Raw genomic sequence first — 11925 nt, 5'->3', positions numbered from 1 at the left:
TGATTTACGAGGCCGAAATGATCGGCATAGGGAGGCGAGTCAATCAAACTGACCCGCTCTTCATTCACACGATTGTGCTTCATTGTGAGCCGACTTTCACGCAACGCATACTACCGCGCCTCTTGAGAACATTGATCTGCTAGGCGAAATGACCGAAGATCGATCGAGGCTATCCAGCTGCTTCCGCAGAGTAGGCGCCAACCCGGAAAGATGCTGAACCGATCCGGAGCCAAACTGATGTGGCAAGCTGCGAAATCGATATCATCATCTCGGAAGGCCGGAGGGGTGTGTACATCGGGGAACTTCGTGTGTGCGTTGCAGGTCAGATACTTGCAATCTGGCCCTCTGGAAACAGCCAGTTCGTTGCAATTGAAGCCGTCCAGTTGGTGAAGTGGCATGGCGGGGGATCATCGGGCTAACAATTTGGGCTCCAACAATGAGGCCCTCCGGCTTCTGCGCCCCCGACATCTCTTGGCTTCGCCCAACCGTCCGTGGCTCCGCCGTAGCCAGCGTGGCCCTACCGATCGAGTTGCCGGCGATAAAGATAGAATCAGGGGCAACCTTGCTGGCGGCCCTGATGGGGTGCTGTTGAAGACACTTACCCGGAGATGGCGCATCTCGTGCGGCTCGTTCAAGGGAAGGAGGAGCGGCCAGTGCATTATGGCCCACGGTCACAACGAGCGCATGCTGCTGCCGATCGAGCGTGGCACGGCGCACGGTGCCGTGATGCCATGCTGTCGGCCGGCCGGCTTAGCCAACTGCGCTACTGATGGAAGGTCGGGCGGCAGCAGGGGTTCGCCGCGGTGGCTGGCTGTTCCCGGGGCAGCACGCGATTACCCGACGCTGCAGATCCATCGGATTGTCGCCGAGAATGCAAAAGCGCCAACACCGTCAAGGAGCCCGGCCGGCACACGCTGCGTCACAGCTTCGCCACGCCTGGAGGGCCGGCGTCGATGTCGGAGTTACCCGGGTCCTGCTGGGGGACGCAAGCTCGACACACGGCCCTCTAAGTAAGCTCGACCCGCAGATATGCTGCAGGCCAGTCAGCTCGAGAACTTAGCCTTTTCAAGGAGGCGGAGAGCTCGCCCGACGGGTGAGCGTGCGGCGACTCGATCGAGATCGCCGATATGCTCCGTGCTGCCCGGCTTGCCTATCAGGTCGCGTATGCAGGCCAGCTCAGCCTCGGCAGCTCAAGGTCATTTCGGCGATCGAGCACTGCCGCACGGCAGGCGTACGCGGCCAACGGCGGATCGGGCACAACTGCCTTGGTCGTCACACACGTCGATGAGGTAGGCGGAAATAAATCGTCATCCGCATCCCCCCTCGGCGGAGAGCCACGAGTCTGCCCATGCATGGCAGATGTCTCGCAACCGCTTCGATCCGAATTAATCCGGCTTTCGCGACGAGATGTTATGCTGGCTCGGAGTGCCAGGACTGAAGCTCGCCCCGGAGCGTCTGACGTCGAGATTGATCAAAGCAGCAACCCGAAAAGGTGCGCAATCTTTGGACCGTGGCTATCCTGGGTCGATTCGAATTATGAATGCGGTGCACCTTCCGCTGGCCTGCTGAGTACGAAATGGCCAGAGGCGTTACCTCCTATCGACCTTCGCAGCCCCAGGAGACCCAGCTCGCAAAGGAACGCAGACTGCTTGCGAGTGAACCGATTATCATCGGGGCGGGCACGTTCCTCAACCGACCCGCCTGTCGAGACTAGCGACCGAGGCTTTAGCGGTGGTGATTTCCTGCTTGTAGACCTTACACCCTGGTGCCAGCTCTCTCAGACCGCTCACGAGCATCTTAGCCGCCTGCTCGAGCGCCTCTTCCGGCATCGCTGCCAAGCTTTCCAAAATAAACCACATGCGGCCGCCCACCGTCTCCAACCGGGTGCGCGTGCCCTGCCGCCAATTCCAGCGGCGACATGTAGCTCCCAGATCGTCGCGCCAGATGACCTCCCCCTTGGAAGCGCTTTCGACGACTGCTTCCCCATTCAAAACAGTGTGGAAGGACTCCGTTCCTACGGCAATCGTCAGCCGCGGTTTGCCGACATATGCATCGAAATTTTCGCCGCCAATGGGTATTGAGAAACGCAGGCTCACTGCATTGTAGAGGTCAACGACAGGATTTATTGGTGGGATGCGGCCATCCTTCTCCACCCGTTTTTTCAATGCCTGCGCCGAGCACGGCGTCCGGTTTGGTTTCGCGCCGAACCGGACGTATGCCTCCGCCCAATTGGCCAAGTGCGCTTCTCCCCAGGCGGGTCCCCCCGCTCGGGCGAAATCGCAAGCCTCTCCCAACACGTCCCGAGCCATGACGCCTCGCGCACTGTCCTCTGCATCAACAAGAATGCTGATTGCGCGAAAGTCAGGTGCGATCTCTGCTATTTCTTCGTCGATCAGCGGAAAATCCAACAACGCTTCCTCCTTTAAGCCGGCCGCGACGGTGCCTTGCTTCCACCGGATTTGACAGTATCCTCAAGAATTCCTTTCCCGAAATCGACCAGGACTGGCCGACAGAGCCAGTCCTGGCAAGTCTTGCTGATTCAGTCTGCGATCAATGCCGGCGCGACTCTGGGGTCACGAGCCAGGCCCGCTCGCTGTCAGGGCGGGTATTGAGCATCTTGCCGACTCTTCGGCAAAGTTTCTTACCCGTTGGATAGCTCCAGTAAGGAGCCGAACCCCATTCTCGATCTGCCGAATGGTCAGGGCGGAATAGCCCATCACCAGTCCAATCCGGTCAGCACGGCCTTCATCTCGGATGTACAGCGATGAAATCGGATGGATGCCCACCCCGACCCGCCGCGCCTCTTCAACCAGGGCGTTCTCCAGCGACCGAGAAAGATCCTTCAACCAGACGACGACATGCAGCCCTGCATCGGCCCCCTCGATGGCAATACTGTCTGCGAACGCGCGTCGAAGGACGGCAAGCAGCGCCTCTCGCCGCTCGCCGTTAAGACGGCGGACGCGGCGCACATGGCTTTCATAACCACCGCTCTCGATGAGTGAGGCCAGGGCCTCCTGTTCCGCAACCGGAGAATGCCTGTCGAGAAGCTGCTTGGCCATCGCAAAGACGTCTTGCAACTCGGCCGGAACCACCAGGTAGCCGATGCGCAGCATCGGCGACAGTGTCTTGGAGATCGTGCCAACATAGATTACGGAACTGCGGTCTTCCAGCTTATGCAGCGGGGGCACCGGTCGAATGTCGTACCGGTACTCGCCATCGTAATCGTCCTCGATAATATAGGCGTCATTGCGCCGAGCCCATTCGAGGAGCTGATACCGCCGCGAAATCGACAAGACGGCGCCGAGCGGGAACTGGTGCGACGGGGTGACATAGGCCAGCCGCGCTGGGATCTCCTGCAGCAGCTCGGTCTTCATGCCCTCGCTATCGACGGCGACAGCGACGGGCGTGGCTCCTGTGCTGGCAAAGACTTGGCGCGCCATTCTATAGCAGGGATCCTCGATCACGAAGCTGTCAGAAGGATCGAGCAGCAGGCGCGCGCACATATCGAGGCACTGCTGTGATCCGCTGACGACGAGGATCTGCTCGACCTGGCAGCTAAGCGCTCGGGCACGCCACAAATATCCCTGCAGCGCCTGGCGCAAGCGATGCGAGCCGCGTGGATCGTGATAGGCCAGCCTTCCGGGGCTTTGTGACATCGCCGCGTTCATCGCACGCTTCCACGTCAGCGCCGGGAAATCAGATGGGGCGAGGTCGCCATAACGGAAATCGACCTTGAGGCGGTTGGGGAGGTAATCGCGCCGTGGCGGACTGGCGCGCAGTCGCTCGCCGTAACAGGAAAGGTGGATCGGGCCAGTCCGTTTCGGCACCGCGCTGGTCTCTTTACTTCGGACTAGCGAAGAGGCAACGCGAGGTCTTGCGCCTTGAATGACCTCGATGAAACCTTCGGCGACCAGCTGATCATACGCCACGGTGACCGTGGTTCGCGACACACCGAGTTCATTTGCGAGGCCACGTGACGACGGCAGCTGGCTGCCCGTTTCATAGATCCCACCCAGGATCTGCTCGCGAAGAGCTTCGCAGATCTGGCGCGCGCCGAGACCTTGCGAGCGAGCTGTCGACGCGGCAGGAGAAGGCTGGACCATTTCTTTCATCGCCAACTGGACGTTCCATCTGAGTTAGTGTGACGGCATTGTCCCCGAAATCAAGAGGGCTAAAGCCGATGGCCAGCGCCGAAGATCAGCTTGAAGCCGAGGCAACGTCAACGCCGTCCCGGAACGACGTCGGTCTCGCATTCGCCACCCGGGCCATCCATCATGGCTACGATCCGGCCGGCTTTTCCAATTCCGTTCAGACGCCGGTGTTTCTTACATCGACCTACGGATTTGAAAGCGTGGCAGCAAACGAAGCCGTCGCCGCGCTTGGCGGAAGGCTCTACGCACGCGAATACAACCCGACCACCGAGATCCTCGAAAGGCGGCTCGCCAATCTCGAAGGAGCCGAAGCTGGGCTGGTACTCGCTTCGGGGATCGCCGCCTTCGGCACGCTGATCCTTTCGCTGCTTTCGCAAGGTGACGAACTCATTGTCCACAAGACACTCTATTCGAATACGCTCGCCATGGTCGAACAGGGGCTGCCGCAGTTTGGCATCAAGGTCGTTGCCGTCGACCTGTCGAATCCGAGCAATCTCAATGGCGCCATCACTGACAGGACCCGGCTCGTGTTCTTCGAGACGCCAATCAACCCGCTGAGCCGTATCCTCGACATCGCTGCCATTGCCGAACACGCCCATTCTCGCGGCGTGAAGGTCGCCGTCGACAGCACCTTCGCCTCGCCCGCCCTCCAGCGTCCGCTGGAACTCGGAGCCGACATCGTGATCCATTCCCTGACCAAGTACATCAATGGCCATGGCGATGCTCTGGGCGGTGTGATACTGGGCGATGCGAAAACACTGCACCTGCTGCGCGAAACTGGCCTGCGCTATCTCACCGGGGCAGCGCTCTCGCCCATGTCGGCGTTCCTGATTTTGCGCGGGTTGAAGACACTCACCTTGCGTATGGAGCGTGCTTGCGGTCGCTCAGGCGCTCGAGGCGCACCCGGCTGTGGCTTGGGTTAGCTATCCATTTCTCGGCTCTCATCCCGACCATGAGATCGCGCGCAGACAGATGTCGCAAGGCTCGGGCATGTTGGCTCTCGGCCTCCAAACGGGGTTCGAGGGCGCGCGCCGAATGATGGACCGGCTCAAGCTGATCATCAGGGCGGTCAGCCTCGGCGACGCTGACAGTCTTATCTATCATCCGGCAAGCCTGACCCGCTCGCGCAAGTCAATCCGCAAGGACGCGCATTTGCCTGACGGAGTCGGCAACGACCTCATGCGTCTGTCGGTAGGGCTCGAAGACGCCGCCGATTTTGATCGCGGATCTAGAGCAGGCGCTGGACGGGATCTGATGCCCAACGCTTCACCCAATGTAACAACGGGAGCTTCAGCATGACTTTCCTGAGCGGCCTTTCGGCCTTCCCAATACCGCCAAGCGACAGTGACGGCGGCGTCGATGTCCTGGCGCTTCGAAAGCTGATAGCGCGGCTTTGCGCAGCAAAGGTGGATTCCATCGGCCTGCTCGGTAGCACCGGCACCTACATGTATCTGTCGCGCGCGGAACGCCGCCGGGCGATTTGCGAGGCGCTGGACGAGACGCGTGGACGAGTCCCGCTCGTGGTGGGCGTGGGCGCTTTGCGCACCGATGAAGCGGTACACTATGCAAGTGATGCGAAGGCCCTTGGCGCAGCCGCGGGGTTGCTCGCGGCTGTTTCCTACACCCCGCTCACTGACGACGAAGTTTTCGAGCATTTTTCGACAGTGGCGCGCGAAAGCGGCCTGCCGATCGTGATCTACGACAATCCTGCAAACACGCATTTTCGCTTCACGCCAGCGCTCATCGAGCGTCTGGGACAGCTGCCTGAGATCCTCGCTATTAAAAACTCAGCCGACCGGGGCGATGCTATCAAAGGCCAACTTGCGCACCAGAAAAAAATTGTGCCGAAAGGATTCTCGATCGGCTACAGCGGCGACTGGAACGCCACCGAGGCCCTGATCGCCGGCGCCGATACATGGTACAGCGTCCTCGGTGGCATCTTGCCCGACCCCTGCCTGAGGATGGTCAGAGCCGCTCAGCACGGCGACCACGCAGAAGCACACCGGATCGACGCCACCCTGGCCCCGGTGTGGGAGCTTTTCAAGACGTTCTCGAGCCTTCGCGTCGTCTACGCAATCGCCGAGCTCCTCGAAATCTGTTCCGCCGAGCCCCCACGGCCAATCAAGCCGCTTTCCGCTGCGGCGAAGGGCCAGCTCGCCGGCGTCTTGGACCGTCTAGGATCAGGCGTCGGATCGTAAGCCGCGCGACTTCATATTGCCGAGGGAAAAATGTACGCACCGACCCTTTCGATGACTAGCCGAGATGTTCTCCATATCTGATCGGGAACAATGCGCGCGGCGTGCTGATCACCGATGGATCGACAGGCCTCGACGCCAATCACGTCCTCGTCAACGTGTTCGATTGGCAGAACGTCTTATCGGCGAGGGAGGTAGGCGTCCGGGGCCGCCAACGCCTACATTTCTCCGGAAGAGTGTGCAGGCCAGACGACTTCCACTCGAAGCATCAAAGCCTTGATGCGCTAACAGCATTCAATCGCTGCGCAGGATCTTTGCTTCAAGCGCGGCTGCCACAAAAGCCCTTCGGGCAGCTGGTGGATGGGCCTCACCACGCAATACTTGCAGACAAGCGTCCATCGCTACCCTCCGTTTCTCGGTCCGATGATGAAGAGCACGGATCAGGATAGCGGCCGCCTGGTTGACATCGAATACGATACGCTCAGAACTGTGGCGGCCAACCTGAACAACGACCGCCCTCTCAAATCTGTGCAAGCCGGTCATCTCTCCGCCCCCCAAGGCGATCATCCGTCAATAGGGCCCAGCTCGTCTTCTTTGCCGAGCCGACACTGCATCTGTGAGCCGAGACAGCGCTAACCTCACACGCGCTTAGCCGCTCTGTCCCGCTGCCGATCTGCAGGCGGGATCCATCGGTTGTCGGAGGTTGTTCCTCCAACATGGCGGCGCGATTCAAAAAGCCGAATAGGCCTTTTGGGCGCTGCCCTCGCCATCGAAAATCTTGTCGATGACCTAAAGAGTAGCTTGATCAAGGAAGGCTCTCTTCTAGCGCGACAACCTTCGTGCTCAGCACGCGCGCTCGGTGCCGAGGGAGCGCGGCACCTCCCGTGGCGCGGGTGATGTGTGACCGTGCACATCCTTGCCCAGCGCTTGCGGTGGCCAGGCCTTCTACAGTGCCGCACAGCGCTGCCTCGCAATTCTGGTGATTTTTGCGTGTCAGCCATTTGTTTTAGATCACGCGGCAGACCTTATCATTCATCGCGCGAATGCCTCACATCCAAACAATCTAATTTACCGGTTCCTCATGATCCTGCATAGCGCGACATCAAAACCAACGACCACGTTTTCCAGCCGTTTCCTGCGGTTGCTCTAGGTCACCTCGACAAGGATCTGCTATGCGCATTTGCGGTATCAAGCTGACGCACGACGGGGGAATCGCTGTCGTGGAAGACGGCAGATTAGTCTTTTGCATCGAGCAGGAGAAGCTCGACAATAACCCACGATACCAACATATCGAGCGGCTTGAGACGGTCGCCGCCGTTTTGGCGGAAAACGGGCTTGCTCCGCGCGATATCGACCGGTTCGTTATTGACGGATGGGACGGTGAAATCCAGTCAGAATTCCAAGTTCTGAGTAACGGCTCCCCTATCACTCTCAACGGCGCGCCATATGTGGAGCGGTACGCCGAAAATCCTCTGACAGCCTATCAAGGTTCCGGTCTCATGCTCGACAATGGGGTATGTTCTTATGAAAGCTACCCGCATGTTGTTGGGCACGTAGCTTCCGCATACTGCACCAGCTCATTCGCCAAAGCAGAGGAACCGGCATTTTGTCTGGTATGGGACGGCTGCATCTTTCCGCGGCTTTACTACGTCGAGCCAAGTGGAGTCCGATTTGTTGGGTGCCTGTTTCCGATGATAGGCCATGCCTATGCGGCCGCGGGCCAACATTTCGGTCCTTACAGGCAAGAACTGCGGACTGGCTGGAATCTCGGTATCGCCGGCAAGTTGATGGCCTATATTGCGCTCGGAGTGGTCCATGAACACATCGTGAATGTGTTTCAGGAGCTTTACGACGACCATTTTGCCTGGGATACGGACCTTGCTTTTGGCTACGGGAACAACAGCCACAGCGAAGACGCGTTACTCACGGCTGTGCACGACTTCTTCGATGCAAGCGCGTCGCGGTTAATCCCCGAAACGCCCGAGGACATACTTGCTTCCTTCCATGCCTTCGTGGAGCGTCTTCTCGTCCAGGGGATGACAAGGGCGCTGCTTGGGTACTCAGTCCCCAAAACCCGAAACCTGTGCATAGCCGGCGGATGCGGGCTGAACATCAAATGGAACAGCGCTCTTCGGGCGAGCGGTTTGTTCGACGCAGTCTGGGTGCCTCCGTTTCCAAACGACAGCGGATCGGCGATCGGTGCCGCTTGCTGCGCGCTGGCCGCCGACAAAGGTTTCGTGCATCTCGACTGGTCAGTTTACAGCGGGCCAAATGTGAGCCATGGCAAGGTTCCGCCTGGTTGGCAATCTGCTGCTTGCAGCCTGAAAGAACTTGCCAGCGTGCTCGCCGACAACAAGCCTGTGGTGTTCCTTGCAGGTCGCGCAGAGCTTGGTCCACGTGCTTTGGGAGCCAGAAGCATCCTGGCGGCCGCAACTTCGCCGGAAATGAAGGACCATCTCAACAAAATCAAAGTTCGAGAGCACTTCCGACCGGTAGCGCCAATATGCTTGGAGGATCGTGCACCTGACATGTTTGACCCCGGCACGCCGGATCCTTACATGCTGTTCGATCACCGAACCCGTTCGGAGTGGAAAGAAAAAATCCCGGCGGTCGTCCATCTCGACGGGACTGCGCGACTTCAGACAGTTTCGAGAACTTCTGAACACCCAATTGCAGAACTTCTGATAGAATATGAGAAACTCACGGGCATTTCGCTGCTCTGCAACACGAGTGCAAATCTCAATGGACGTGGTTTTTTTCCGGATGCGGCTGCCGCCTGTGAGTGGGGATGCGTAGACCACGTTTGGTGCGATGGGTTGCTGTTGACCAAGACAGGTGCAAGTCAATTCGAGGGCTGAGCGGCGGGCTGTAACGAACTTGAGTTACCGCGCTCTAGCGCTGCAATCGCCGGCAGCATAGCTGAGGGAGCCGGATAATGCGGGTGTGTGCGGTTACGGCCCTTGAAGCTGCCCTGATCTGACGAACGAATCTGATCGTCATGGCCGATAAAGCGCCGAGACTGTGCTGTTGAGCTGGCAAGCACGCGAATGCTTTTGCTTAGCGATGTGAATGGAGGGTTCGAACACCAGGGCCTGCACGGCCCTGCCGACCGGCATGCCATTCGTCTGCTGCGGTGGTGGCAAGCTTGAGCGAATTAGCTGTTTGAGCTCCTTCTGCCAACGGAATCCCGCATTGCCTGCGCCAGCCGCGTTAATCCCTGGGAGCGTCCGCCTTGCCGTCCGCGACTTTGCTCAGCACCGAACCACTCCGCCATGGCGCCGGGCATGTGGCCGACCACGTTGACCCCGACACCCTCCGTCAGTGTCAGCAAGTCGGAGTAGAGGTCCACATTCTCGAGCACGCTCCTTGCAGGACCCATAAGTGCGAGATCGGTTGCAGCAACCCGATGCCGAAGGGCACAATTGCCAGCGCACGGTCCTGGTGCCGTCGCGGGGTCACTGCCGGTTCTTCTGACCGCCCGCGTCGTGCTCGGAATAGCGCTCGGAGGCTTCTGGTCGATGTCGGCAGCGTTGGCGATGCGGCTCGTTCCAGGTCACCTCCTGCGGCGCGCCATGTCGATTATCCTCACCGGCGTACCGTCGGTCCAATCGGCGCCTATGTCGGCGACGTCTGGGGGTGGCGAAGCGCCTTCATGATCGCTGCAGTCTTCGGCGCGTTACACTGGTAGTGCAACTCACGGCTTTTCCGAGGCTGCCTCCGATTGGAGCGGCCAGCTTCCGCAGTCTGCTGGATGTGGCCAAGAATCCGATGATCAAAGTCGCGATTTTGGTCGTCCTGCTGGTCGCTTCCGGGCACTTCGCCGGCTCCATCTATATCCGCGACTTCCTTGAGAATGTTCCCGCGCTCAACATCGAGACGATCTCGCTCGTGTTGCTCGCCATTGTCATCGGCGGCTTCTTCGGCAATTTGGCCGGCGGATCTTGGCCGAGCACAGCCTCAAGGCAGTCGCGGCCCTGCCGCCCCTGCTCATAGCGATGGCCGCTGTCTCGCTGCTGACGTTGGAAGCATCGGCCTGGGCCTCGGCGGTTGCGGTACCGTATGGGGCTTGCCTTCGGCGCGGTGCCGGTGGGACTGCAGAAAATGCATGGTGCTGCGCGCCGCTCCCGAGCAGGCCGAAAGCGCCGGTGGGCTGATGGCCGCAACGTTCCAAGTGCCATCGCCACCGGCGCGATTTTCGGCGGACTGCTGGTGGACAATACCGGCGTTGCTAGTGCCTTTGCCCACAGCGCCGTTGCCTCGTTCCTCGCTGCCCTGACAGTGTTCTTGCTCGGACCGATTTGCGAACCCTAGAGCACCTGACACAGGCCAGTGCAGCACGGCGAAAGATGCAATCGCATCAGCCGCGCGGTCCGATCCTGCTCACGATTTTTTGGCGGTTGCAGCCATCGTCTCCGCGCGATCGCACGTTGTTGTCCGGTCGATTTCGACCAGCGGCGGCGTTTTGAATGATGGTGCCGACGAGAGAAGCTAAGAGTGCCGGACCGAAGCGGACCGCCTCGCCGTCGACCGCTCGCCTCGTACGGCTATTAAATACAAGGGCGAACCCGTGCTTGATCCGTGTGAGGCGGCTTTTCCATGCCTCCGGGCCGAATCAGCTTTTGAAATCATTGCATTCCCGGCAATTGGGCGCGGTGCATAGGGTAGACCTTCAGACTCGCACAGCCTGCGGCAAAAGTACTTCTTCCACTTCATGGTTTTGGTGTTGCCGGCTATCAGCATCGGAAATCAGCACCACACTGTCATGCAAAAATCATCGAATTGGAGTCAGACTCAATTTTTGCGTGCCGTTCGCCAGGAGCGCCCGCGGCTTCACATGCGGGATGCCTCCTGCAACATTATCTGCCGCATCCAGGTGCTTGCCGGATCACTGTTGTGAAGGGTGGGCCATTGGACGGCCTCAGTGAACGTGGGTAGTGGCAGGGGAAGTTCGACGATCCGCAGAGGGAAAGTCTTTTTGAAATGCTGAACCAGCCGGAAGGGCATGGTCGCTATACGATCTGTGCCTGAGACCATCGGCGGGATAATGCTAAAGGCCTGCACGATAATCTCGACACGTCTCTTGAGACCATGTTCAAGCAAAAACCGTTCCTCGATGGATGGCATCTGCGGACGGCCGACCCTGAACGCAATGTGCTTCATCGACACGTACCTCTCGAATGTAAGCTGCTGTGGCAGCTGCTTGTTCGTGGGGCAGCCTACGCACACGAATGTCTCGTCGAACAGCGCCGCTCTTGGATGCGCGCTCGACATGAACAATTCCGGAAGAATCAGAAAATCGACGTCACCGCGCCGGAGAAGCTCATCGAGATCGTCGTCGAGCGGCAGCAATTCGAAGCTGACGGCGGGTGCTTCCCGTGCAACACGCTCCACGACCTTTTCTAAAAACACGAGTGTGGCGAAATCGGAAACCATGATCCGGAAGCGGCGATCGGATTGAGCCGGTTTAAACGGATCCCAAGAAATAATCGAGCTCTGGATTTTCAAGAGTGCGCCGCGAACAGCGGGGGCGAGTGTTTCCGCACGTGGGGTTAGAACACGTTCGCGGCCGCTCATCGTAA

General features: G+C 59.4%; 6 protein-coding genes and 3 pseudogenes. 4 read left to right on the top strand and 5 right to left on the bottom strand.

Translation table 11 applies throughout. The features are described from left to right. Window positions 1–1688 precede the first annotated feature (1688 nt). Both AC0L3D_RS23895 and pdxR read right to left on the bottom strand, forming a co-directional pair. The gene (locus AC0L3D_RS23895; RefSeq protein ID WP_473480648.1) at window positions 1689–2411 is read right to left on the bottom strand and encodes a B3/B4 domain-containing protein; all 723 of its coding nucleotides are present in this window, start codon (window positions 2409–2411) and stop codon (window positions 1689–1691) included. A gap of 162 nt (window positions 2412–2573) precedes the next feature. After that, window positions 2574–4112: a MocR-like pyridoxine biosynthesis transcription factor PdxR gene (gene pdxR, locus AC0L3D_RS23890; protein WP_473646011.1), complete on the bottom strand. Its 1539-nt coding sequence runs from the start codon at window positions 4110–4112 to the stop codon at window positions 2574–2576. A gap of 68 nt (window positions 4113–4180) precedes the next feature. On the opposite strand from pdxR, the pseudogene AC0L3D_RS23885 reads away from it, so the two are divergent. Both AC0L3D_RS23885 and AC0L3D_RS23880 read left to right on the top strand, forming a co-directional pair. After that, window positions 4181–5406, top strand: a pseudogene (locus tag AC0L3D_RS23885) (trans-sulfuration enzyme family protein). A 40-nt stretch (window positions 5407–5446) separates the two neighbouring features. After that, complete coding sequence (locus tag AC0L3D_RS23880) at window positions 5447–6349, top strand: dihydrodipicolinate synthase family protein (protein WP_473645987.1); 903 nt, start codon at window positions 5447–5449, stop codon at window positions 6347–6349. A 291-nt stretch (window positions 6350–6640) separates the two neighbouring features. On the opposite strand, the gene AC0L3D_RS23875 is transcribed toward AC0L3D_RS23880, so the two are convergent. After that, window positions 6641–6889, bottom strand: coding sequence for a DUF982 domain-containing protein (locus AC0L3D_RS23875; RefSeq protein ID WP_082982706.1), 249 nt, complete (start codon window positions 6887–6889; stop codon window positions 6641–6643). A 629-nt stretch (window positions 6890–7518) separates the two neighbouring features. Between AC0L3D_RS23875 and nodU the strand changes: the two genes are divergently transcribed. Further along, window positions 7519–9204: a nodulation protein NodU gene (gene nodU / locus AC0L3D_RS23870; RefSeq protein ID WP_473630455.1), complete on the top strand. Its 1686-nt coding sequence runs from the start codon at window positions 7519–7521 to the stop codon at window positions 9202–9204. A 591-nt stretch (window positions 9205–9795) separates the two neighbouring features. Then, a pseudogene (locus tag AC0L3D_RS23865) lies at window positions 9796–10657 on the top strand (MFS transporter); the annotation flags it as partial. A 301-nt stretch (window positions 10658–10958) separates the two neighbouring features. Here AC0L3D_RS23865 and AC0L3D_RS23860 read toward each other — a convergent pair. Then, window positions 10959–11092, bottom strand: a pseudogene (locus AC0L3D_RS23860) (nitrogen fixation protein NifQ); the annotation flags it as partial. An 84-nt stretch (window positions 11093–11176) separates the two neighbouring features. Then, window positions 11177–11925: LysR substrate-binding domain-containing protein (locus tag AC0L3D_RS23855; RefSeq protein WP_473645985.1), on the bottom strand; the 749-nt coding region annotated here is incomplete at its 5' end.

This window comes from Mesorhizobium sp. WSM4837 (assembly GCF_055811435.1).
Note: the sequence above shows the minus strand (reverse complement) of the source record. Positions and strands in the feature narration are given on the sequence as shown.